The sequence below is a fragment of the Prolixibacteraceae bacterium genome (assembly GCA_019856515.1).
In the GTDB taxonomy this organism is placed as follows: Bacteria; Bacteroidota; Bacteroidia; order Bacteroidales; family Prolixibacteraceae; genus Halosquirtibacter; species Halosquirtibacter xylanolyticus.
Genome location: CP082230.1, coordinates 1,522,829 through 1,547,401 on the forward strand (window position 1 = coordinate 1,522,829; position 24,573 = coordinate 1,547,401).

General features: G+C 35.4%; 19 protein-coding genes. 10 read left to right on the forward strand and 9 right to left on the reverse strand.

Features of this window, described 5'->3' with window-relative positions:
* Window positions 1-13 precede the first annotated feature (13 nt).
* Both K5X82_05150 and K5X82_05155 read right to left on the reverse strand, forming a co-directional pair.
* Window positions 14-697: a porin family protein gene (locus tag K5X82_05150; protein ID QZT38291.1), complete on the reverse strand. Its 684-nt coding sequence runs from the start codon at window positions 695-697 to the stop codon at window positions 14-16.
* 101 nt (window positions 698-798) lie between these two features.
* Complete coding sequence (locus tag K5X82_05155) at window positions 799-1,272, reverse strand: hypothetical protein (protein QZT38292.1); 474 nt, start codon at window positions 1,270-1,272, stop codon at window positions 799-801.
* Between the two features lie 210 nt (window positions 1,273-1,482).
* Between K5X82_05155 and K5X82_05160 the strand changes: the two genes are divergently transcribed.
* The 3 genes from K5X82_05160 to K5X82_05170 are packed head-to-tail and all read left to right on the forward strand — an operon-like array spanning window position 1,483 to window position 6,279.
* Window positions 1,483-3,756 (forward strand): DUF1566 domain-containing protein, encoded by a 2,274-nt coding sequence (locus K5X82_05160; protein QZT38293.1) that lies wholly within the window; start codon window positions 1,483-1,485, stop codon window positions 3,754-3,756.
* Between the two features lie 50 nt (window positions 3,757-3,806).
* Window positions 3,807-5,015, forward strand: a complete 1,209-nt coding sequence (locus tag K5X82_05165) for a T9SS type A sorting domain-containing protein (protein QZT38294.1) — start codon at window positions 3,807-3,809, stop codon at window positions 5,013-5,015.
* A 49-nt stretch (window positions 5,016-5,064) separates the two neighbouring features.
* Window positions 5,065-6,279, forward strand: a complete 1,215-nt coding sequence (locus K5X82_05170) for a GTP-binding protein (protein QZT38295.1) — start codon at window positions 5,065-5,067, stop codon at window positions 6,277-6,279.
* Between the two features lie 50 nt (window positions 6,280-6,329).
* On the opposite strand, the gene K5X82_05175 is transcribed toward K5X82_05170, so the two are convergent.
* Both K5X82_05175 and K5X82_05180 read right to left on the reverse strand, forming a co-directional pair.
* Window positions 6,330-7,004, reverse strand: a complete 675-nt coding sequence (locus tag K5X82_05175; GenBank protein ID QZT38296.1) for an Ig-like domain-containing protein — start codon at window positions 7,002-7,004, stop codon at window positions 6,330-6,332.
* Between the two features lie 136 nt (window positions 7,005-7,140).
* On the reverse strand, window positions 7,141-7,815 hold the full coding sequence (locus tag K5X82_05180) for an Ig-like domain-containing protein (GenBank protein QZT38297.1): 675 nt from the start codon (window positions 7,813-7,815) through the stop codon (window positions 7,141-7,143).
* 500 nt (window positions 7,816-8,315) lie between these two features.
* Here K5X82_05180 and K5X82_05185 point away from each other — a divergent pair, with 500 nt between their 5' ends.
* The 4 genes from K5X82_05185 (at window position 8,316) to K5X82_05200 (ending at window position 13,312) form a co-directional block, all read left to right on the forward strand.
* Window positions 8,316-10,328: an SGNH/GDSL hydrolase family protein gene (locus K5X82_05185; protein ID QZT38298.1), complete on the forward strand. Its 2,013-nt coding sequence runs from the start codon at window positions 8,316-8,318 to the stop codon at window positions 10,326-10,328.
* A gap of 74 nt (window positions 10,329-10,402) precedes the next feature.
* Window positions 10,403-10,993 (forward strand): Crp/Fnr family transcriptional regulator, encoded by a 591-nt coding sequence (locus K5X82_05190; GenBank protein ID QZT38299.1) that lies wholly within the window; start codon window positions 10,403-10,405, stop codon window positions 10,991-10,993.
* A 67-nt stretch (window positions 10,994-11,060) separates the two neighbouring features.
* Entirely contained in the window at window positions 11,061-12,173 is a 1,113-nt protein-coding gene (locus K5X82_05195; GenBank protein ID QZT38300.1) for an acyltransferase, read from the forward strand.
* Window positions 12,170-13,312, forward strand: coding sequence for a DUF418 domain-containing protein (locus K5X82_05200; GenBank protein ID QZT38301.1), 1,143 nt, complete (start codon window positions 12,170-12,172; stop codon window positions 13,310-13,312). Before K5X82_05195 ends, K5X82_05200 begins: the two co-directional genes overlap by 4 nt.
* A gap of 555 nt (window positions 13,313-13,867) precedes the next feature.
* Here K5X82_05200 and K5X82_05205 read toward each other — a convergent pair.
* Window positions 13,868-14,917: a DUF3810 domain-containing protein gene (locus K5X82_05205; GenBank protein QZT38302.1), complete on the reverse strand. Its 1,050-nt coding sequence runs from the start codon at window positions 14,915-14,917 to the stop codon at window positions 13,868-13,870.
* A 62-nt stretch (window positions 14,918-14,979) separates the two neighbouring features.
* Here K5X82_05205 and K5X82_05210 point away from each other — a divergent pair, with 62 nt between their 5' ends.
* Window positions 14,980-15,483 carry a sel1 repeat family protein gene (locus K5X82_05210; GenBank protein ID QZT38303.1) on the forward strand — a complete coding sequence of 168 codons (504 nt, stop codon included), beginning with the start codon at window positions 14,980-14,982 and terminating at the stop codon, window positions 15,481-15,483.
* Window positions 15,484-15,505: 22 nt separating this feature from the next.
* Complete coding sequence (locus K5X82_05215) at window positions 15,506-16,036, forward strand: carboxymuconolactone decarboxylase family protein (protein ID QZT38304.1); 531 nt, start codon at window positions 15,506-15,508, stop codon at window positions 16,034-16,036.
* A gap of 70 nt (window positions 16,037-16,106) precedes the next feature.
* On the opposite strand, the gene K5X82_05220 is transcribed toward K5X82_05215, so the two are convergent.
* Window positions 16,107-16,724, reverse strand: coding sequence for a MarC family protein (locus K5X82_05220; protein ID QZT38305.1), 618 nt, complete (start codon window positions 16,722-16,724; stop codon window positions 16,107-16,109).
* A gap of 545 nt (window positions 16,725-17,269) precedes the next feature.
* Window positions 17,270-17,887: a MarC family protein gene (locus tag K5X82_05225; GenBank protein ID QZT38306.1), complete on the reverse strand. Its 618-nt coding sequence runs from the start codon at window positions 17,885-17,887 to the stop codon at window positions 17,270-17,272.
* A gap of 166 nt (window positions 17,888-18,053) precedes the next feature.
* Between K5X82_05225 and K5X82_05230 the strand changes: the two genes are divergently transcribed.
* A complete protein-coding gene (locus tag K5X82_05230; GenBank protein ID QZT38307.1) occupies window positions 18,054-19,844 on the forward strand; it encodes a hypothetical protein in 1,791 nt (596 codons plus the stop codon).
* Window positions 19,845-19,940: 96 nt separating this feature from the next.
* Here the strand turns inward: K5X82_05230 and K5X82_05235 are convergent, their stop codons facing one another.
* Both K5X82_05235 and rpsA read right to left on the reverse strand, forming a co-directional pair.
* Window positions 19,941-20,861 carry a ribonuclease Z gene (locus tag K5X82_05235; protein QZT38308.1) on the reverse strand — a complete coding sequence of 307 codons (921 nt, stop codon included), beginning with the start codon at window positions 20,859-20,861 and terminating at the stop codon, window positions 19,941-19,943.
* Window positions 20,862-20,956: 95 nt separating this feature from the next.
* Entirely contained in the window at window positions 20,957-22,783 is a 1,827-nt protein-coding gene (rpsA, locus tag K5X82_05240; GenBank protein QZT38309.1) for a 30S ribosomal protein S1, read from the reverse strand.
* Window positions 22,784-24,573 lie beyond the last annotated feature (1,790 nt).

Here is a 24,573-nt window from a genome sequence, read left to right on the forward strand (position 1 = left end):
GCTATACTAAACATTAGCTTCCAAATCGATAAATAACTCCGACACTCAAATCTCCTTGCACTAATACTTCTGTCGCACTTACTCCTACAGATGTGAAAGACCCTGCTCCATTAAATCCAACCATAAATCCAGCTCCATTAAAATACATTGGCATCAACAAACGTCCCTGTAAACGTAAGCCAAACTTATCATTAATATAGTACTTGATCCCACCCCCAAGTGCCATAGAAAAAAGAGAGGTGTCACTTACGGTATCATCCTTCGAATTTAATAGTGTAGCCCCTACACTAATTAATCCAAAAGGTCGTAACTGACCACTCTTAAGATAATGCAAATACCCTAGCTGAAAATAATCAACACTCAAGTTATAACTACCACTCTTTAAGACACCACTACTATTAAAATTAGCACGAGTATCCATTCTCGAATAGGCAAATTCGACATCTGCATCAGAATATATCTGCATTCCACATGAGATACCATACATCATATCATTTTTAATATCTAACTTACCTTGAACAAAATTGATCTTACCACCAAACTGAAATCCTACCATTGGCATAATCTCAAATAGATGATCACGTTGTTCTTTATCTATATCGGTATCAGCGTAGGTTCTTACAGAGTACACCCCCTGTCCACAAACATTAATAGTGAAAGTGAAAACCAACATGAGGCTAAAAAATATTTTCTTCATAATAATAAATCTTTTAACCTATTAAACAAAAAAAAGCTTGTAATGGTTCAATTACCATACAAGCTAAATTTTCATTTCTATTTATCGTAAAATTAAGTTTACTAACGATATTGCATCAAAGGCATGCTTTCAAAAATTTTCATTTCAATCAAAAGATCTATTTGACGATCAATCTGAATAAAACGAATTCCATAAACTGGGGACATCTTCTTAGACAGAATTTTAAAATACTTTTGACGTAACATTATACTTTTCTTCCTAAACTTGAACTGGTCTAGTGCAACTTTTTTAGCATCCTCTTCAGAAATCACCAAATACTGATCCGCATAATGTTGAAGAACCTTGATTCGCTCATCCATTATCGCAGACTTTTCTTGCTGATAATCATTATAGATAGGCCAAAATATATCCGCTTCATCTGAAATCAAATTCATATTACGACGTACAAGCTCCTTTTTCTCAGTCTTTAACTCACTTTTTATAATCTCCAATTCACCTTTAGATACCTGTGCTCTTAAGTTGATAGATGTGAATAATAGAAAAGAAAAGAATATTAATCCGAATTTATTAACCATAATATTGTATTTTTTAATTTCTTTGTAGAACAAATCAAATACACTAAGTGTTCATTTTTCTTATAGAAATATTTGATATAATTAATCATAATAAATTAGCGATGAAACTCAATAAAGGGTAATAATACTTTTTCATAATATTTTTTTTAAGTATATTTATCTTAAGTATATTCTACACTCGTTGTATTGAACATGGAAAAGCCATAGTATATGAAAAGTCATCTGTTTAACAAAAGAAAGAACAAAGGAACAGTTCTGTTATTCTTATTTATTCTAGTTTTCTCATGGAACACTAAACTAGAAGCGCAGAATGTTTCTATTAGCGATATAAAAAATGCACCTGCTGAAGCAACTGCAGTTCTTGATATCTATTCTAACGACAAAGGGGTACTTGTTCCTCGAGTTGAGCTTAAAGGACCCAACGACCCTATTTCTGGGGTAAAACCAAATGGTCTTTTGGTATACAACACAGTAGCATCCGCAACCTATAAAGTAGAAGGTTTCTATTTTTGGAAAGGAACAGATTGGATGCCACTAGGACAGGATATCTACGAGATTGATGCTAGAGCACACTATATTGGTACAGCAACGAGTGCTAGTAATGCAGATTACTTGTTAGATCAAGTTTGTGTTAATTTACAATCCGATTTAGATAAAATTTCTACAACGGCAGGGTCACCTGCACAAGTACTAAAATCAATCAATGCGACAAGAACAGGCGCAGGTTTGGATGTACCTTCTGGAAATTATGTAGTGAAAGCTGATGGAAATTATATTTCGTCTGCCACTTCTATTCATGATGCCACAATAAGATTAGACAATACATTAAATGCAGTTGATGCTCGATCGGCATCAAACTCGATGGCAGTGAATCGTAATATCACTAAGATCGATGAGATCAATAAAACCTTAGGAACAATTGGTGGTGGATCTACAGGTACTCAAGATGAACTTGATAGAACACAAAGATCACTCGGTTTAGGAAAAGGTGGAGAGTACAAACCAATTACATCTGCTCATTATGTAAGCACCGCGAAATTTGCACAAGAAGAGGTTTTTCTTTTAGATAAAGCACTACATGCAACAGACACTGAACTAGCCGTAAATAGAAATCTTGTTACGCGTATCGATAATGACAATACGGCCATCCAAGTAAAGATTGCTCAAAACGAAACAAACATTACAGATCTACAATCCAAAGTAGACAATACGATTGCAGCAGCAGGCTTCACAAAAGATGGGGACTATTCTAAACCAACGTCATCAAACTATTTAAACGGATCAACATCTTTACAAAATGCAGATCTAATTATTGATCAAAAAGTAAAAGAGAATAGCACCAAAGTAACCAACATAATCACAACGACCAGTAACTTACAAAAAGAGCTTGATGCTACGCAAGCTGGTAGTGGTCTACAAGCTGATGGAAGCTACGCACCTATTGCAGCTGCAAGTTATATTAACACGGCTGCTTCTCTACAGAATGAAAGCTTTATTCTAGATGGAAAAGTACGAGAGGTAAAACTCCAAATTGGAGACCATACTGCCCGTATTGAAGGAGTTGAAAACAGAACGACAGCCTTAGAGACATCCGTAAATGATCACACAACTCAGATTGGTGATTTAACAACAAAAACAAATAACATAGAAAACACCCAAACGGACTTACAAAACAAGACCAACAATATCATAACTGGGGCTGGTCTTAATGCTGATGGCTCATACGCAGCAGATCTTACAGGGAGTTATACGAATACTGCTACAAGCTTAGCAGATGCTGACAAAAAGTTAGACGTAGCAATCAAAGATCTTAGTGATAGTTATAATAATAAGTTTGGGGCTGAAGGAGTTGTTGAAGCGCAAAAAGGAATTGTTGCAGACAATAACAAAGATGTCAAGGGCTATAACAAAATTGTTGTAGGAAGCAATGATGAAAAATCACCTTCTGCTGCAATGGAAGTAAACAGTACCACAAGAGGTTTCTTATTTCCACGAATGACATCAAATGAGATCAAAGATATCAAAAATCCTGCTGAAGGGCTTGTCGTATATAATCTCACCCAACACATCCCGGTATTTTTTAACGGTAGCCGTTGGATGACATATGGAGGAAGACCTATGGACGTAGTGGTAGGTGATCGCTTATGGGGAGGTATCGTCTTCTCTGTGAATTCTGGTAAAAGAGAAGTATTAATAGTTTCTGAAGCTTCAGAAGAGTATACGGACTATACAACCTCTGTAGCAAAAGCTCAAGAGCCATTTTCTGGATACTCTGATTGGAGACTTCCAAACCAAACAGAACTTCAATCACTTTTTGATAATTATAAAGCATCCTTCGGTACAAATGGTGAATATTGGGTAGACTCAACTGCTGGAGGAACACTCACAGATGCTCTATTTTTTACAGTGAGCTCAAATAGCTTTGCATTAAAGAAAAAGGTTAATGCTTGTAGATACAAAAAAGTACGTTCACAAAAGTATTAAAAACAAAAGGCCAAGCGACTTTGATCTAGTAATTTAAGGAAAGAATTATCATGAACAAAAGATTACATATATGGATATTACTAAGTCTTTTCGTATGCTCTGTGTATGCGCAAAAGTCTTATGTATCGATCAAAGGAGCAACAATAAATCTCACCAAAGATGTGAATGTTATCATTCATGGTGATTTCGAAAGCAAAGGAGAAAAAAGTAAAGATCAATCCTATATTCGAATGGATGGAAATTTCACCATCAGTGGAGACATACAAAACAATAGTTTTCCTCTATTTGATGAATTTTCATCGGGATTCTTTACCTTCATTGGAAATCAAGAGCAATATGTAAAAGGAGAAGGACCTATAAGGATGTCAAATCTAGAGGTCAATAAAGCTCCGACCGATCCAACTGAAAAACCTAAATTATTTATTGAAGCACCACTTGAAATAAGTAAAGAAGTAAAACTCTCTTCAGGTATCGTTGATATAGGAGATGAAGATATTTCACTGAAAGAAAATGCAACGGTTATTCGTTCGGTCGATGGTGCAGGTTGTTTTTTCAACACAAATAATCTTGGCTCAATAAAAAAGTTTTTTGCTTTTGGTGCAGATCCAGCATTAGTCTTCAACCTTCCTATCGGTGCTAACAATCAATACTCTCCAGTATCTATACGTTTTGAAGACCTTAATCCTGAGAATGACAATGCCCATATACGTTTTAAAGCAAATGGCAAGAGGCACACCACGATGCCTACAGATGGTAATTTTCTTAACAGGTATTGGGAGATTGAAAATACGGATATCTCAACAGAGACAAAATATCATCTATCATTTTACTACGATCAAGCGGATGTAGCTTCCGAAGAGGTTGAAAAAACTTTTGAAGGAATTGAACTGAAACAAGATGAGGGCTTCTTGATGCCATTCAATACCCTTGAGAAAGTAGATGACCAACAGAATCGATTCTATGTCACCGCAAAAGGACAAATGATGGCATTCACTGCTGGAGATATGAGGAGTGCAACTTTCTCTGATGTAATTGTATTCCCAAATCCCAATGATGGTCACTTCTCTATTAAAATTGATAATCCTAACGATAAAAACATGCAGTATGAGTTTTACAACATTTACGGCCAACGCATTTTGTCTGGTGTAACCGAACGTGGGATATTCAAGTTTAACTTTTCAAAATTCCCAAAGGGTGTCTATTTTTATAAAATTTATTTTAGTAAAAAGACGATTAGTCGTAAGATTACAATTCAGTAAGTTTATCGAAATATACTTATCTTTAGCGCATCATTAATATGTTTAGATAATGAAACGCGTAGAGATAGGTATTTTTGGCAGAATGAATGCAGGGAAAAGCACCCTGATGAATCTACTCACACAACAAGAAACATCCATTGTTGATTCAACTCCTGGAACAACTGCAGATCACAAAATAACTCTTTTTGAACTACATGGAATTGGTCCATGTAAAATATTTGACACACCTGGAATTGACGAAACCTCAATATTAGGTCAAAAGAAACGAAATAAAGTAATACAAACGCTTAAAGAGTGTGATTTAGTTGTCATCACAACTCCAACAGATGTACAAGACAAAACGGTCGAAGAGGAACTTATCTCTTTAGCAACAAAATACAATAAACCTTTTGTAATAGTCGAGAATCAAATTAACGAAAACAGATCTACGGGGCAGCTGACACACTTTATTTCAGAAGATCATTTTATCTCAAAAAACTTACTTCAAAAAGATGTCCGTAATGAGTTAATATCATTTATTAAGAGACACCTTAAAACCAATAAAGAAAGTACTTCACTTCTCCCCTTTCTTAAGAAAGGACACAGTTATCTACTCATAATTCCAATGGACGAGGAGACTCCTGAAAAGCGACTATTAAGACCTCAAAACATGGCTTTAGAAGAGATTACTAGGAGTTGGGCATATGCTATAACCTATCGATTAGACCTAAATAAAGCACGAGGTAATGACAGTACAGAAAAAGAACGCTTTACCTCTTTTGTTAGCCAAATCCCATTTCTTGATGTTGTTATTACAGATTCACAAGCCATGGATATCGTCCACGATTGGTTGCCGGATTCGATATCGTTAACAACCTTTTCCATTATGATGATACAACATGCCACACAAAAACTTCCGCTTTTTTATGATGGTATAAAGCAGTGGCAACAGGTTAAGTCCGATGGTAATATCTTAATATGTGAAGCATGTAATCACTCTCGAATACAAGAAGATATTGGAACAGTACAAATTCCAAAAATTCTAAAAAAACAGAAACCAGATATCCATATTGATTTTAGCTTTGGAAGAGAATTTGAAGATAAAAATATTGAAGAGTATGACTTAGTCATTCACTGCGGAGGATGTATGATATCCTCACAAAAACTAAACCGTAGAGTTCTTGACTTAGAGGAATTCAATATCCCGATTACCAATTATGGGATCTTTCTTTCTTGGGCAAAAGGAATGAATGCACTCGATCGTGTTATGAAACCTTGGCTATAATAAACAACAGTAAGGCATTAATAAAAAAATACCTTACTGTTATTATTTATTTATCTCGAATAATATAAGATAGAATTATACTTATCATTAAATACATATCTCATAGTCGCTTCTGAAGACTTACTTCTATTATATAATTCCAAATCATATTTACTCTGTTTTTTCTCAAAGTAACGCTCTTTAAATGCGTCTTTTACATTTGGACATAAATATGGAACATACCTTAAATCGACAGTCTTAAGTTTATCCTGATCAAACACATAACTTAAGAATAATATTTTTGGATTATCACTTTCATAAATGACATAGGTAATATTAGGGTTTGTACTATTACTACTCGTACGTGTTGGTTTTCCTCTTAAATCAATAAGATCAGAAACACTACTTCCTGTAACGTTACCTATAGGAGCATCCCAAAGTGAATACTTTGCCTTAACCTCAACAGGAACTGTAGAGGAGTGAGTCCCATCAGTAACCACAATTTCCGTTTTACCGACCTTTTGTGCAGTCACTTCTCCCAGATTATTTGCGATAGCAACCTCAATGTTTCTTACTTTATAGTAAATTGATGTAGGACCATCAGCCACAATTTGTGCTTTTTCGCCTGAAAGAAATTCAATGCTCTTTGTCGTAACACTAAATCCTGCATCCTCTTTTGAATCTTTACTGCAACTAGCGGCAAAAAGTCCCAGAAACATAAAAATTGAAAGTGCTCTTATTTTCATAATTTGCTTTATTGGTTAACAATAACTAACAAATATATTTATTTGAAAATAATAAACAAACATAACCTCATATCTATATCAGTTATAAAAAGGATATTTTCATTAATCCAATGCGATAAAATTCATATAGATATGTTTATAATGGTCTGTAAGAAATTGAGTTGGTACTCTTACTAAAAATAAAAACACATGTCGAGAGTTCTTGCTTACTTCGATCCCTAAAAACATAAGAATCTTTTATAGATTTATTCAATCTAAAATAACGTTCCCAAAAAGCATCTTTTATATTTGGACAAAGATGCTCTACATATGATAGTGACATAGAGGACAACTTATCCTCTTTAAAAATGAAATATAGTTTCTCAACTCTTGGATCATCTGAATGGTACTCATAGAGAACCATAAATGGCTCTTCTTTTATCACCCGTTTATTAATAGGAGCTCCTCTTAGCTCTTCAAGCTCTTTTGTACTAATACCCTTCTTTATCCCAATGGGGAAGTCCCATATTGCATACTTTGCTTTCACCTCAACAGGAACTAAAAAAGTGTTTACTCCATCAGTCACCTCAATTTCAGTCTTGCCAACCTTAACTGCAGTTACTTCTCCAAATTTATTAACAACTGCTACCTCATGATTCTTTACTTTATACTCGATTGAAGTAGGCCCATCGGCAAAAATCTTTGCTTTCTCTCTTGAGTAGAACTCTATTTTTTTTGTTGTCACATCAAATCTAATATCATCATCAGAATCTTTGCAAGAAATGATTAACAGCAAAAAAAATGTAAAGGTCAAAAAATCTCTTATTTTCATAGTACTATTATTAATTATTAAACGAATATATTACCACAAACTTAAAACAACATATCATTATATATATTCACATATAACTACATTTATAACACTATGGTAACATATTTCCTTTCTTCATCAATCATTTTAGGGATTAAATTCCATCCTAGAATAGAATAGTGATAAACACTGAAATAGAATTTCAAAATCCATTGGATGATATATCGTATGGACACATCTTTAAAATGAGTAGATAATCAAAGCATAAAAAACAGTTATGTCCATTATAATCTTAAAATAGACACGACTCTACAGGTATGGAACAAATACCTGCAAGCAGCTTTAGAATAGATAATTCGGATTAAAACGAATAGACAACCTCTTTTTTATATTGAACATTTCACATTTTTAAACACAGTAAACCTCCTTCTTAGAATAAACCATAATAAACTTGACCGATATCTTCTAAAGCATTATATTTCAGAATAACTTTACTAATAAATAAACACAAAACCATAAGAATGATGTACTTCACAAAAACAGTGAAAATGTGGCTATGCACCACACTGTTCTTTATATCTACTTTTATCACCGTAGCATCAACCCCTACTGAGAAACTAAATATAAAAGACCAGAGCCAATGGAAAGGGCATAAAAAAATTCAACTTGAACTTATCGTTCCGGTAAGCATTTCAGAACAACCGATACAAGGACATATCGTAATACCCAACACCCCACTTCCAGGAAACCCATGGGTTTGGAGGGCTCGATTTCCTAATTGGCATACAGAGATGGACAGTATTCTACTTGAAAAGGGATATCATATTGCATTTATCAACACCAATGGTATGCTTGGATCACCTAGAGCAATGAAAATTTGGGATAATTTTTACAAACACATCACAACAAACTATCACCTGTCTGCTAAAACATCCTTAGAAGCTGTGAGTAGAGGTGGTCTTTTTGTCTATAATTGGGCTAAGAACAACGTAGATAAAGTAAACTCAATATATGCAGAAGCACCTGTATGTGATTTTAAGAGCTGGCCTTTAGGGCAAGGAAAAGGAAAAGGGCACAAAGAAACATGGGAAAAATTAAAAAAGGAGTATGGCTTTAAAAATGATACAGAAGCTTTAGCTTATAAAGATATTCCACTAAATGGCATTGAAGAATTAGCTAGTGCTAAAATCCCTATTCTTCACATGATAGGTCTAAATGATCGTGTGGTACCACCTACAGAAAACACATTTCTACTAGTTGACAAATATATTAAACATGGAGGTCCAGCAACAATTATTCCTTGCACAAAAGGCAAACAAGATCTATGGGGACACCACTTCCCTATTGAAACGCCACAAATTGGTGCTGATTTTATTATATACCATACACCTAAAATTAAAAAGAATCTTAATGCCAACAATTATCACCAACAAAGAGGAGGCATTAAGAACAGCTTAATAAAATTTACAAGAAATAAAAAAGCGAGAGTTGCTTTTCTAGGTGGATCGATCACCTATAACCATGGATGGAGAGATAGTATCTGTCAGTATCTTGAGATTCGTTTTCCTCAAACCCAATTCGAATTTATCAAAGCTGGAATACCTTCAATGGGGAGTACTCCTGCATCATTCCGAATCGAGAGGGATATACCAAATTTAGAAAACATAGATCTTCTATTTGAAGAGGCGGCAGTCAATGATGCATCTAATGGCAGGACCAATATCGAACAAAAAAGAGCAATGGAAGGAATCGTTAGACACCTTCGAAAGAAAAACCCAGAGATGGACATTGTTCTTATGCATTTTGTGGACCCGAATAAAATTGAAACCTATAATAACGGCAACACCCCCGAAGTAATACTTAATCATGAAGCAGTAGCAAAACACTACAACATTCCATCTCTGAATCTAGCTTTAGAGGTTACAGAACGAATTAATCACAAAGAATTCACTTGGGAGAAAGACTTTAAGAATTTGCATCCCTCTCCTTTTGGTCAAGGAATCTATGCCCATTCTATGCTAGAGTTCTTAGATCAAGCATGGAGTAGTGGAGTTGCTGAAGATGATAAAATTACGACACATCTGCTTCCTAAGGCCATGGATACATACAGTTATGAAGGTGGTAAATTAAACACTACAGCGCTAAAAAGAATACCTAAAGGATGGAAACGGGAGGAATCTTGGGTTCCTAAAGATGGAAAAAGAACGAGAGATAACTACCACCATGTTCCAATGCTTATTTCTGAAACTCCAAATGCTATCCTTAAATACAAATTCAAAGGAAAAGCTATTGGAATTACCATTGCCGCAGGTCCTGATGCTGGAGTATTAGAGTATGCAGTAGACAACAAGAACTGGAAGAAAGTGGATCTCTTCACTCGTTGGAGTTCCCACATACACCTTCCATGGTATCTTGTACTAGAACCAGAATTAGAGAATACGAACCATACACTCTATCTAAGAGTTTCCAAAGAGAAGAATGAAGCAAGTAAAGGACATGCTTGTAGAATAAGATACTTTATTACAAATCAATAATATGAAAAGGCTTATAGTTGGAGATTCCTCTGACTATAAGCTAGTAAACTACACCTCAAAGAACAGCCATTATAATGAAGAACACAATAGATAGCATTCGTCGTTTTTACCCAACTTCAGATCAATCAATCAAAGAATTGACGGATCTATTCACCGAAATAAAACTTCCAGCAAACCATCTCTTTATCGAGGCGGGAAAGATGAATAATTATCTCTATTTCATTGAAAAAGGTCTTTGCAGATCCTATTGTATTGTTGATGATAAAGAAGTGACAACATGGTTTAGTCGAGAAGGAGATATTACCTTTGCCCTACTCACATTGTATCGTAACAAATCAGGTTTCGAATATGTCGAAACATTAGAACCCACAACGATGTATGCAATTAATATTGATGATCTGAACCAATTGTATACGACCAATATAGAAATTGCAAATTGGTCAAGAATCGCTCATCAAGAATGTGTATTGAGTTTACAAATACGTCGTATCGAACGACTACAAAAATCGGCAAAAGCTCGCTATGAGATTCTTCTAGAAGAGCAATCGGATTTATTCTCTCGCGTAAAACTAGGCTATCTCGCATCATATCTAGGAATGACACCACAACATCTAAGTAAAATGAGAGCCGACACATCGTCTAACGATATAAATCCTATTTTTTAATCTACATTAAATTTTTAATGATTGAATTTATATAAGTTTGACTACACTGAAAAACTACAACTTATTTATGGTTCAATATTTATCAAAAAGACAAAGAATTCATTATCTAGATCTAATTCGAGTGTTGGCTTGTTTTATGGTCATGATGATTCATGTTCGTTCCGCCTTTGATCTAAAAACAGATAGTGCAACTCAATTTTTTATTGCCACCTTACGCCCGTGTGTTCCTCTATTTATCATGATCTCTGCCATACTTCTTTTACCCTTAAAAGACACAACCTCTATTTTTTTAAGAAGAAGAGTATCCCGGGTAGTTATCCCTTTCCTAATTTGGTCGATATTATATGTATTCCTTCCAACGCCTTCAAAAATAAATTTCGGTGGACTAGAGAACACACTGACAGCAAGTGCACTTGCCCCCTGGATTAAAAGCCTTTTAATGATCCCAATCAACTTCACGTGGGTCAATGTACATTTTTGGTTCATTTACACTATTATTGGACTGTATCTATTTATGCCAATAATCTCTCCTTGGTTTGAAAAAACGACATCCAAAGGGTTGTCCTATTTTTTATTCATATGGGTACTCACAACTATTCTATATTACGCAAAAATATGGTTCCCTCAGATTCATGGGGTTTGTGATTGGAACGAATATGGAATGTTATACAACTTTAGTGGTTACCTAGGTTATCTTGTTCTTGGTTTTTTTCTACATAAATACAATACACTAACAAAAGTAAGGTCCATACTATTCGGCTCAGCACTTTGGTTAACTGGAGCCTATTTTACATACAAAGGGTTACTCTTCTCCCTATCCCAACCAGAGAGAATGACTTGGATTCTAACAGAAGGACAAAAAGTTGAATTCTTCATCAATAATCTTTCTATAAATGTCATTATGATGACTGCTGGATTATTTATGATACTTCAGAAGATCACTTTAACAGGATTCTTCTACAAAGTAGTCAGAGAGTTTTCAAAATACAGTTATGGCATTTTCCTTGTACACTATTTTATCACCATATGGATGATACATTGTCTAAAAACATATGAGATGAATGGAATCCTAAACTCATGGATACAACAACCTCTAATGGCTCTACTGGTTTTTTTCGGTTCCTATCTTATCGTTAAAGCATTATCTTACTTACCGAAATCAGAATACATCATAGGATGATAGCAACGAAACGAATAGAAGCAGTTGATTCCTTACGTGGATTTGCCATTATTTCCATCTTTCTAATACATAGCTCAAATCATTTCTTATATGATATTCAACCTATATACCCCACACAGTTCTCATGGCTTTATGAGATAGATCAAATACTAAGGAATATCTTATATTTTCTTTTTGAAGGGAAAGCTTATGGTATATTTGCAGTCCTATTTGGTTTTACTTTTGGGATACAATACAACAAAGTTAAAAAGCAAACCGACACATACCAGCTTTTCTTCCTTTGGAGATGGATGATATTAGCCAGCTTTGGCCTTATGAATGCTGCTTTCTTTTCAGGTGGAGATCCATTAATATTTATGTCTATAGTAGCCCTAGTTCTACCATTTATTGCTCACCTTAGGTCAAAATCTCTAATAGCAATATCTATTGTGCTTTTCTTACAGCCAATCGAACTATTTAAAGGGCTAACACAATGTTTTAATTCTGAAATTACATTCTCAAATAATATAGCAGCACTATACAAGCAGTTAGAAGTAACGACAACAAATGGAGATTTCTTAGCAATGGTTCAATCGAATATCACAACAGGAATAAAAGCCTGTTTAAGTTGGGCCATAGAATATGGCAGAGCATCACAAACACTCGGATTATATATTGTCGGGTTGCTTTTATACCGAAACAATAAATTCTCAGATATCACAACAAGATTTTGGAAGCGTCTATTCATTATCAATTTAATCATCACACCGACTCTTTATTTTATATCAAATATTACAATTGGCATCGAAGCGATGATGATCACACTTAAAATGTGGTATAATTTATCATTTACATTTATGTGGATCTCAAGCTTCATACTACTGTATAGAACCTTTTTTTTCAATAGACAATCTCAGGCATTACAGATATATGGTAGAATGAGTCTAACGAATTTCATCTTTCAGTCAATCATCGGAACATTCATTTTTTACCCGTATGGATTAAACCTATCTACAAGAATCGGCACAACTGGAAGCGTTGTCATCGCAACTCTAATTGCTTTATCACAAATCATATTTAGCTATCAATGGCTCAAAAGACACAAGTACGGACCATTTGAGTTTATATGGCATCGAATGACTTATATGTTTTTTAAATAGGTTATTTTGACAATGAAGAAATGAGAATGACTCAGTGAGATGGGAACATAAAAAAGACACAGTAGCTAAGTCAAAAACCTTACCATGCTGTGTCTTTTTACTCCTTGTTTGTTATATAAAAAAAATAGAGCGAGATCCATGAAAAATTCTTTGGACACCCATACTATAAAAGTCAGATCAACAGAGAACCACTCAAAATAAGAAGTTGCCCATGAACAATACAACTTCCAAAACTCTGTTTAACTCTTCCCCCAAAGAGCGATCTTAGTATGAGACAATTGCTACCTAGATTCCGCTGAATAAGTTCACTATATAATTGATCTCTGCTCTATTGCCGTAAGACTAAATATCTGAAAAATCAGACTTCCCCCAAAACCAAGTCATTACGGCGGATACTAGTTTTCAACTTAAAACATCGATGTCCAAATGGACATTTCGATTTTCGTTGATACAAAGTTAACATAGAGATAATATTATGCAAATATTATGGTAATCATTATGTGCGATATACATTTTTTAACTCAGATATATTTATCTAGTCTAAACAAAACCACACTATTGGTGTTTATATCTGTTTATCCAACTCACAACCATTCCAAAGTAACGACCATAATCCATTACTCCATCCGTAACTCCATTTGACTTCAAGTATACATCATTGGCTTTCGATTGTATTGTACTTGCAACCTCATTACTCTGCTCATTATACCATTTTCGTCTCGATTTCAAATCTTCAATTACATATTTAGGGAGCTGATCAAATAGACCTCTCCGTTGTTCTTTCGGAAAAGAATAGAAGTAATTAATAAAAAAGGGAAGGATATTCAAATAGGCACTATAACGAATGGATGGATCTGGATGATCACAGGATAAAGCAAATGCAATAAAATTACAATCCCTCTCAGATCCGACCCCTTGTTGATGAGATAATTCATGAAACACAACAAAAGGATAATCCTTCTCATAAAGATATCCATTAATATGTACTTCATTAAAGAAAGGTCCAAAATAACCTAACACACCACTTTGAATATAGAGTCGACTAAAGGTCATCGTTTTAATCCTACGAGGAGTAACAAATAACGGTATGGACAAACGAGACAAGCCATCTCTATATACTCTAATTAATGAATCATTTGACATGGTATTCCAATCCACACTATCCATATTAGAGATATCTGATACAATTTTATTATAAGCAGCAACAAAATCCTCATTTTGTAGACCTTCAACTTCAATATTTAACTCTTTATCGATCGGCGATCTTCCATAACAGTATCCCCATGAGATATAGAACCAATTGGCTGCAATCAAAACAACTAACAATAGAGTACGAACATAACGTTTTCTATAACGTCGGAAAAAGAGTACACCAATAGATCCAAAAACAAGGTACACCACCAATAGAAGCCAAAAGATATCCCACAAAGAGACAGTTATAAATCCACTTACCCACGCCATAACATTCCCAATCCAATGGTATACATACGGTAAATAAAAAAATGAAACCACATTGGCACTATTCATTATCGAAAACAATACCTGTATTAAAAGGAGGCTGAGTAACCCAAAATATATTCGATTACGCTTAATAAATAACTTCATATCTCTAAAATAAACAATCACGATAGATTAACTGTTTTACTAATGTAATAAAACTTGTGATAATGAAAATACGAATCATTTATATATTTCTACTATTATGTTGCGGACTAAAGCTTTCTGCCAAAAAGAACCATCTAGACTCAATGATCCATAAAGCACAATCAGGTGATCTCAATGCGCAGATAGAACTTACGCGTTGGTACTACTATGGCAACCAAACAGTATTAAGGAACACTCATAAAGCCTTCTTTTGGTGTCTTGAAGCTGCAAAACAAGGAGATAGTAACTCGCAATTCTTATTATCCATGCTCTACTACAAAGGGAATGGTATTAATAAAAATATTACAAAAAGCTTTCAATGGTGTGAAAAAGCAGCCCTTAACAACCATGCCGAAGCGATGTTCTATTTAGGAAGAATGTATTTAGATGGAATTGGGACAGACAAAGACTCTAAAAAAGCCCTTTACTATATTGAAAGAGCGTACAACTACGGAAATGAAGATGCTATGATTTTCTGGCAAAAAAATAAATTATGGGAATACGAAAAGTCTTCTCAAATACAATAAACAAATTATACCTATTTATATTATGGAAAAAATTTATGCTCCTGCATTTGAAGCACTTCCAAAAGCTTCACAAGACATGCTTGAACCATTGAAAAAAAAGATGGGTCGCATACCTGCTATTATCTTAACGATTGCAACATCTCCTGCTTTACTTGAAGCCTATTTCAAGATGGATGCAGTAGGGAAACAAAGTAAATTTACAGCCAAAGAGCAGGAGTACATCAAGCTATCTGTAGCGGAAACCAACCGGTGTACATACTGCATTGCAGCACATAGTTATATTGCTAAAAATGTCATTAGAATGACAGACGAAGAGATCTTAGAAGCAAGACACTGTAGTTCGACAGATAAGAAACTAGGTCCATTAAGTTGTTTGGCTGCAACTGCAGCTAAAAACGGAGGCCATCTAGATAAAGATGATGTCAACGTATTCTTTTCATTAGGATATGATCTTAAAGATCTAATGGATTTCATTGGAATCATATTGGGTATGACCGTAACGAATTACGTACACAACATGACAGATATTGATATTGACTTTCCAATACCATAAACAAGTCATCTCAATTTTAAAACAAAATACTGATATAAGGCTGTCTTTATGAAAGGCAGCCTTATACATTCTATTTCAGAAAAGCCAACTTTACTCCTTCAACAACCATTCCAACTCCCATCACAGCCAAAATAAGCCCCATGATCTTACCTAGTACAGCAATCATGTTACTCCCCAGATAAGCAACTATTTTATTTGCTCCACTAAAACATAAATATGAAATAAAACACATTACTCCAAACCCTATGATTACAATGGGCATGTGTAGCATATTACCATCACTGACAAAATTAATTCCTGTAACTAAAGTTCCAGGACCTGCTAGAATCGGAATAGCCAAAGGTGAAACAGCAACACTTGACACATCATCTTCTGTCATGCTATGGTGAACTTTACTCTTTTTTGACTCTAACATTTCAAACCCGACATAAAAGAGTAAAATCCCACCGGTAATCTTAAAAGCAGGTATTGTTATTCCGAAGATCTTAAAAATAAAATGTCCAGTTAGTACAAAACAACTCGTGATTATAAATGCAATAAAAGTTGACTTCCTTGCTGCTCGTTTTTTATCTATATCTCCTAAGCCATCTGTAATACCCATGAATATTGGCGTATTGGCTATCGGATTCATTATCGCAAAGAAACCAGTCAAAACACTTATACCAAAAGTAACTAATTCGTGTATCATTTATTTATTGTATTTATCGTAATTAGGCAATTACATTTTTACTCCTACCTTATCATAAACAAATGAATATCATTTTTATAACAACAGCAAGTATATACATAAATAAAATTAACACATAATTTATACCCGTGAACTTAAACGGACAACACTAATCTTCTTCCTAAGCACAAAGAGATATAACACCCTGTTTTTGTATAGATCACAAAAACAGACCATAGTTGGCTACAGAGAAGTGCAACAAATCGAAGAACACTACATTGTACAACTCCGTTTGAAGAGTTGAAACTTAATGGAAAGACAATGATATAGGATAAAAGTTCGAACCCACATTATTAATAGATAGACGTGTGACCAAGCATCTCTTACTCTACACACATATTACTTTAAATAAAGTAGTTTTGGTACCATACACCCCACACAAAACATAAGTAAAATAAGATCAATAGATTTACGCTACAAGGGTAATGAATAACACTCTCATTTTATAACACCAAGCACCAGCGATAAACAACTATATTCTTCCCAACACCATTAGTTCATGAACACTACTTAAGGAAAGCCAATTTAATCCCATTTATCACCATATCTACTCCCATTACAGCTAGGATTAATCCCATAATCTTACCAAAAACAGATATTAAGTTCTTTCCCAAATAAGAGACAATCTTATCTGCTCCTTGAAAACACAAATAAGTTACCCAACAAATAAATGCATATACCGAGATGGTCAACAATATGTGAATCCAACTTCCATCACTCACAAAGTTTATACCTGTCACCAAAGTACCAGGTCCAGCCAAAATTGGGATTGCTAAAGGAGAAACAGCAATACTTGTCACATCATCAGAAGCTACAGTACTACTTCCATAACTACTTTTTGATTCCAACATCCCAAAGCCGACATAAAATAGCAGTACCCCTCCTGTAATCTTAAAAGCAGGTATAGTGATATCAAAAACACGAAAGATTAGATTTCCCATTACAACAAAACAACTAGTAATCAAGAATGCAATGAATGTTGATCTGTAAGCGATCAACTTCTTATCCTTATCACTAATTCCATCAGTTAAACTTAAAAAAATAGTGGTATTGGCAATAGGATTCATGATTGCAAAAAAACCAGTAAATACAGAGACTATATACGTAAGTTCAGGATGTGCCATAGTGTTTTTTTTATACTTATACTTTCTTATCATTAACAGAAAACCAATGATTAAGTTCGATACATTCATAAAAACAGAGACAATTCATCCACTTTTCTTTAATATATAACAAAAGCTAAATATCTTTACCATTAAATCACAAACCATATCTCATTCGATTAATAATATGAAACAGCATAACCCAAGAGAGTATTACACAAACACACTTAGATCCAATGAGCAAAAATCGAATAAAGCACGGAAAGTAAGCAGATGGATTGGAGTGATAAGAATGCTACTATTCTTATTCTTTTGCTACAGCATATACCTGATAGCTAACGAAACAAGCCCTTGGATCATATTATTCTCGATAATCCCCTATATTGCCCTACATCTATTTGACATCAAATTTCAAGCCTATAGTGATGATCTAGACACACTCATCGATATACTAAAGACAGAGATCAACTCTTTAGACGGAGACCTTTCTAATCATTATGATGGTAAAGAATTCACTGACCACAAACACGAATACAGTCACGATCTAGAAATATTTGGTCCCAATTCCCTGTTCCAATTTATCAATAGAACTGCAACCAAAGAAGGGGCTGAAAACCTAGCAAAACTTCTTGAAACCACATTAAGAAGTGAAGAAGAGATCATAGAACTTCAGGAAGCTAATAGAGAGCTTTCGCCTTTGATCGAGTGGAGACATCAACTTCGTATCCCTAGCTGGAAAAAAGAGGTTGCACTCACTCCAATGATCGAATCAGCCAACAAATACGAAAGCATAATACAACACCGTTGGCAAATCATTGCAGCCACCTTCCTAACGACCACAAACATAACCATCATTCTTTTATCCAGCTTCTCTCTAATCAATCCAGCCTTTGCCATTATCACTGTACTTTCCCTATTGCTTGCAACGGGCCTAATTACAGCCCAAATGAACAAACGATTGCTATTTATCGATGGGACATATAAATCCATGATGAGTATACACAAGATCTTAATGCTTATTCACCATCAAGCACCACTCTTCAAATCACATAAGCTCAAGCGAATTACGGAACCGTTATGTAATGATAACAATAGCTTTATCACCGAAGTGAAAGAGCTAAATAAAATTCTCTCAGCGCTTGACCAAAGAAGTAACCTTGTTGTTAATATTCTATTAAATGGACTATACTTAAGAGATTTTTGGGTAACCCATCGCACCGATCGTTGGTTCAAGAAAAACAAACATCAGATTGAGATATGGTCAAAAAACTTAGCCGAATTAGATGCACTTTGTGCCCTATCTCATATTGCATACCACTATCCAGAAACAGCCTACCCTACACCATCTAGTAGCACAATTATGGATACAGAAGAGATGATTCACCCACTTATATTCAAAACCAAAGCAATAGGAAACCCTCTTCACATCAAACAAGATCATTTAATACATATTATTACCGGTGCAAATATGGCTGGGAAAAGCACCTATCTACGAACAGTTGGCGCAAATCTTATATTTGCTTCCGTAGGAGCTCCCGTCTTTGCTTCCTACATGACCTTCAAACCGTCTGCATTATTCTCAAGCATGAGAAGTTCAGATCAGCTATCCGAGGGGATATCATTTTTTCATGCCGAACTACTTCGTCTTAAGCAGATGAAGCAGCATATGCAAACCCACTCAAACACATTCATTCTTTTGGATGAAATTTTGAAAGGAACAAACTCTAAAGATAAACTTAAAGGATCTGAAATTGTATTGGAGAAAATTCTTGAATACCCTGCCTCTGGAATAGTTGCGACACACGATTTGGAGTTAAAAAAATTAGAGGAGACCTTTCCAACTCATTTTAAAAACTTCTGTTTCGAATTTGAATACCAAGACGAGAAGATCATATTCGACTATATCCTAAGAAAAGGAGCAACAGAAAAGATGAATGCCAGCTACCTACTTGAAAAGATATTTCTAACCGATCAGTAACCACAAATAAATCTAAATAAACTGCATCTTAACATCATCAAAGTATTAAGATGCAATTTATTTAGTTTGATCTAATAATCAGAAAGTAGTAAACACTCAATCAATAAGATAGGTCTCACCATCTTGAACTAAAGAACACTCAGAAAATACAGATTTTGCCTCTGCTAATAGTGGTGCAAGATCTTTATAACGACTTGAGAAATGCCCTAAAATCAACCTCTTCACCTCCAAATTACGAGCAACCGTCGCTGCTTGAGTCGTTGTACTATGCCCCGTCTTCTTGGCCAAAAGAGCCTGTTTTTTATCAAACGTAGCCTCATGATACAACAAATCGACTCCTTTCAATTCGTCAAATTGATCCAAACATGGGGCTGTATCCGTACAATACACATAACGTCTAGATGCTTCTGGCTGAACAACCATTCGCTCATTAGGGATCACACGACCATCTCCCAAAACATGATCGGCACCAGCTTTGACCGCTACAATATCTGCGATAGACAACTCATAGGTCTCGATAGCCGATTTCTTAATGTTAGCCTCCTTACCCTTCTCTTCAAAAAGAAAACCACAACACCCTACCTTATGTTTTAATGGAAAGGATCGAACCTCAATACGCTTATCCTCATAAATTTTCTTTACCCCTTTAAAACTCAATGGATGAAACACTATCTCATAATCAAACACCTCACCAAAAAACTCTTTCTGCAGCACAAAATAGCGATGAACTTCCGAAGGAGCATAGATATGCAAAGGTTTCGTTCGACCAATCAAATTAAACGTTGACAGCATTCCATACAGACCTAAAATATGATCTCCATGATGGTGAGAAATAAACACGGCAGTTATTCTCGACTGCTTTATTCCATAGCGTAACATCTGTGTCTGTGTTCCTTCCCCACAATCTATCAAATATGGCACTTCATTTACCGAAAGAATCTGTGCCGAAGTATTTCTACGAGGCGTAGGAACCGCAGAACCTGAGCCTAAAATCGTAACCGTAATGGGTTCTCTCATAATCTACTTTTTAATCAAAAAAAATAGGTTGCCTCTCGAAAGAAACAACCTATTAATATTATCTATAAATCCAGTCGGACATAGAAGTCAAAGGATTACTTATCTCCTTTTTCGTCTTGTTCCATTTGAGATTTAAGAGCTGCTAGATCAGTGATATCACCTAGAGTTGTTTTCTCTAAGTTATCTTTCACTTGTTGCATACCTTTCTTAGCTGTTTTTGCTGCTGCTGATTTCTTAGCACGATCTTCTGCACGCTTAACATCTTCGAATACACGTGAGTGAGAAAGGATGATACGCTTAGCTGATTTAGAGAACTCGATTACTTTGAATTCTAATTTCTCATCAACTGTCACCTGTGATCCGTCCTCTTTTACAAGGTGACGTGGTGTAGCGAATCCTTCAACTCCGTAAGGCAATGCGATAACAGCACCTTTATCGAAGATATCGATTACAGTTCCTTCATGTACTGAATCAACAGTAAAGATAGTTTCGAATACATCCCATGGATTCTCTTCTAGTTGCTTGTGTCCTAGGCTTAGACGACGGTTATCTTTGTCGATATCCAATACTACAACCTCGATTTCAGCTCCAATTGAAGTGAACTCAGATGGATGCTTGATCTTCTTAGTCCAGCTTAGGTCTGAGATGTGGATCAATCCATCAACTCCCTCTTCGATCTCTACGAATACACCGAAGTTAGTGAAGTTACGTACTTTCGCTGCGTGCTTAGTACCAACACTATACTTCTCTTCGATTTGAGCCCAAGGATCGTTTCTAAGTTGTTTGATACCTAGAGACATCTTACGCTCGTCGCGATCTAGAGTCAAAATTTGTGCTTCTACTTCGTCTCCAACTTTCATGAAGTCTTGAGCAGAACGTAGGTGTTGGCTCCAGCTCATTTCTGATACGTGGATCAAACCTTCTACACCTGGAGCAATCTCTACGAATGCACCATAGTCTGCCATAACAACTACTTTACCTTTAACACGGTCACCAACTTTCAATTCAGTATCTAGTTGATCCCATGGGTGAGCAGTCAATTGTTTCAATCCAAGAGCAATACGTTTCTTGTCATCATCGAAGTCAAGGATAACAACGTTAATCTTCTGATCAAGCTCTACGATCTCGCTTGGGTGGTTCACGCGACCCCATGAAAGGTCAGTGATGTGGATAAGTCCGTCTACGCCACCAAGGTCGATGAATACACCGTAAGAAGTGATGTTCTTAACAGTTCCTTCAAGAACCTGTCCTTTTTCAAGCTTAGAGATGATCTCTTTCTTCTGTTGTTCAAGCTCAGCTTCGATAAGTGCTTTGTGAGATACAACAACGTTACGGAACTCGTGGTTGATTTTAACAACTTTGAACTCCATTGTTTTACCTACGTAGATATCGTAGTCACGGATAGGCTTCACGTCGATTTGAGAACCTGGCAAGAATGCCTCAATTCCGAATACGTCAACGATCATACCACCTTTTGTACGACATTTGATGAAACCTTTAATGATCTCGTCGTTTTCTAGAGCAGCATTTACACGATCCCAGCTACGTAGAGAACGTGCTTTTTTATGAGAAAGAACCAATTGGCCCTTCTTGTCTTCAAGGCTCTCAACGTAAACCTCTACTTCGTCACCCACAGTTAATTCTGGGTTATAACGGAATTCGTTCAAAGAAACGATACCATCAGACTTGTAGCCAATGTTTACAACAACCTCACGTTTGTTCATTGCGATAACTTTACCGTCAACTACTTCTTTTTCTTGTAGTGCAGACAAAGTATTATCGTACATAGCTTCTAGTTCCTTATCAGCAACTACTACTTCACCAGCTTCATACGCATCCCAATCAAACTCCTCGTGAGCAACAACCTGAGTCTTAACTTCCTCAGTTGCCTCAACAGCCTTGTTTTCTAAATTTTCGCTCATTTAATTTTCTTAATTCTATTAATAAATTAGACTTTATATAGTGTTAAATCGCGGCAAAATTACGCATTTATCCCAAACCTCACAACTTTTATTCTCTTATTTTTGACCCAAAACCGCTTTTATCTCTAAAAATTCAATAGCAACCTACACACCACCGACCAAATACAACTTCAATGCAACACATCCCCCAGAACAAACAAGCACACAAAAACGACCACAAACAACTAACACATAGACATATTAACTAACAAAATTACATCAAAACACAGCGAATCAACCTTAACACCGACTAAAAACACAAAGCCACTAAGTCAATATGCATCCCAACAATCAAACAACGACTAACCTGCCACCAACCAAAAATTAAAAAGCAATCAAACAGTAATCAAGCAGCAAACAAACAGCAAACAAACAGGGGCTTAATACGGACCCAAAACGATTCCAATACGGTGCACTTTCAAAAACAGCTCAAACTTCATTCACCATTGGCTCATAAAAAAAGCCAAATCTTCGAATGAACTTCGAATGAACCATGAAGCAACTATGAACTATCACCGTATTGGAACCGTATTGAAACCGATTTAAGATCGAGTTAAAGCTTGGGAAAGTAGCTTCTTATCATTGGTAAAGTAGCTGCAAGGAGGAGAATAAAGGGGATTGAATTGAGAATACCGAGAGAGTGGAGTAGATAGACAATTGGGAGTGTAGACATTCAACTAATATATCCTGTTCACATCTAAAATCAAGTTTCGTATAATTTTAGAGGACTAGGATGCGTGGGGGTAAGGAGTTTGATATAGATCAAAAATCAAGCTTCGTTATAAATAAGTAGTGAGAGCAGGGAGATTTTATTGAGACACTTACGATATTGACTCACTTCTTCTAAAATATATCTTCCAGTAATTTTATTCATTTACACAAATCAGGTAAAAACTAAATTTAACAATAATGACAGAAACATTTCATAAGGACATTTGTTTATAAAAATAAAGAGTTACTTGAAATCATTGTATTACAAAAGCTTCCCATTATATGGGAAGGTGTTAAAACACTTTTTTTTTATTTTTTTTCATAATTCGAGTATCACGTAAGTAAAAAAAACATACATTTGTATTACAAGCAAAGCAAAAAAGTTCTTTAAAATACATCGCGTTGGTAATACGTTTTTTGGTAAACTAACATTTACAATTTAAACGAGAAAGCTTATGACTGCAAAGACAGGCCTCAAACTCTTCGGAGTAATCACATGGTGATTCAGTGGAAGTCTGACCGGCCAGGCACTCAAATCCTGTTATTAGGAGTTTTACTCAATACCTTTACTAGCGCGACCCATTACGGAGAGAAGCCTTCAGAAAAGACATCTCTCTCATATTAATATTAATCGCGTTAGCATTTCGTCTTTTTGGTAAACTAACATTTACAATTTAAACGAGAAAGCTTATTGATTGCAAAGACAGGCCTCAGCTCTTCGGAGAAATCACACTGTGATTCAGTGGAAGTCTGACCGATCAGGCACTCAAATCCTGTTATTAGGAGTTTTACTCAATACAGTGCTGACGCGACCCAATAAGGAGAGAAGCCTTCAGAAAAGACCTCTCTCCCATATTAATATTAATTGCGTTGGCATTTCGTCTTTTTGGTAAACTAACATTTACAATTTAAACGAGAAAGCTTATTGACCGCAAAGACAGGCCTCAACTCTTTAGGAGTAATCATATTGTGGTTCATTGGAAGTTTGACCGGTCAAGCACTCAAATCCTGTTATTAGGAGTTTTACTCAATAGAGTGCT

Excerpts from the sequence above, each read along its gene's own strand:
- K5X82_05160 (QZT38293.1), top strand. The coding sequence starts at position 1,483 with ATGAAAAGTCATCTGTTTAACAAAAGAAAGAACAAAGGAACAGTTCTG.
- rpsA (QZT38309.1), bottom strand. The coding sequence starts at position 22,783 with ATGAGCGAAAATTTAGAAAACAAGGCTGTTGAGGCAACTGAGGAAGTT.
- K5X82_05165 (QZT38294.1), top strand. The coding sequence starts at position 3,807 with ATGAACAAAAGATTACATATATGGATATTACTAAGTCTTTTCGTATGC.
- K5X82_05195 (QZT38300.1), top strand. The coding sequence starts at position 11,061 with ATGGTTCAATATTTATCAAAAAGACAAAGAATTCATTATCTAGATCTA.
- K5X82_05190 (QZT38299.1), top strand. The coding sequence starts at position 10,403 with ATGAAGAACACAATAGATAGCATTCGTCGTTTTTACCCAACTTCAGAT.
- K5X82_05220 (QZT38305.1), bottom strand. The coding sequence starts at position 16,724 with ATGATACACGAATTAGTTACTTTTGGTATAAGTGTTTTGACTGGTTTC.
- K5X82_05205 (QZT38302.1), bottom strand. The coding sequence starts at position 14,917 with ATGAAGTTATTTATTAAGCGTAATCGAATATATTTTGGGTTACTCAGC.
- K5X82_05170 (QZT38295.1), top strand. The coding sequence starts at position 5,065 with ATGAAACGCGTAGAGATAGGTATTTTTGGCAGAATGAATGCAGGGAAA.
- K5X82_05210 (QZT38303.1), top strand. The coding sequence starts at position 14,980 with ATGAAAATACGAATCATTTATATATTTCTACTATTATGTTGCGGACTA.
- K5X82_05180 (QZT38297.1), bottom strand. The coding sequence starts at position 7,815 with ATGAAAATAAGAGATTTTTTGACCTTTACATTTTTTTTGCTGTTAATC.
- K5X82_05150 (QZT38291.1), bottom strand. The coding sequence starts at position 697 with ATGAAGAAAATATTTTTTAGCCTCATGTTGGTTTTCACTTTCACTATT.
- K5X82_05215 (QZT38304.1), top strand. The coding sequence starts at position 15,506 with ATGGAAAAAATTTATGCTCCTGCATTTGAAGCACTTCCAAAAGCTTCA.
- K5X82_05175 (QZT38296.1), bottom strand. The coding sequence starts at position 7,004 with ATGAAAATAAGAGCACTTTCAATTTTTATGTTTCTGGGACTTTTTGCC.
- K5X82_05225 (QZT38306.1), bottom strand. The coding sequence starts at position 17,887 with ATGGCACATCCTGAACTTACGTATATAGTCTCTGTATTTACTGGTTTT.
- K5X82_05155 (QZT38292.1), bottom strand. The coding sequence starts at position 1,272 with ATGGTTAATAAATTCGGATTAATATTCTTTTCTTTTCTATTATTCACA.
- K5X82_05200 (QZT38301.1), top strand. The coding sequence starts at position 12,170 with ATGATAGCAACGAAACGAATAGAAGCAGTTGATTCCTTACGTGGATTT.
- K5X82_05185 (QZT38298.1), top strand. The coding sequence starts at position 8,316 with ATGATGTACTTCACAAAAACAGTGAAAATGTGGCTATGCACCACACTG.
- K5X82_05230 (QZT38307.1), top strand. The coding sequence starts at position 18,054 with ATGAAACAGCATAACCCAAGAGAGTATTACACAAACACACTTAGATCC.
- K5X82_05235 (QZT38308.1), bottom strand. The coding sequence starts at position 20,861 with ATGAGAGAACCCATTACGGTTACGATTTTAGGCTCAGGTTCTGCGGTT.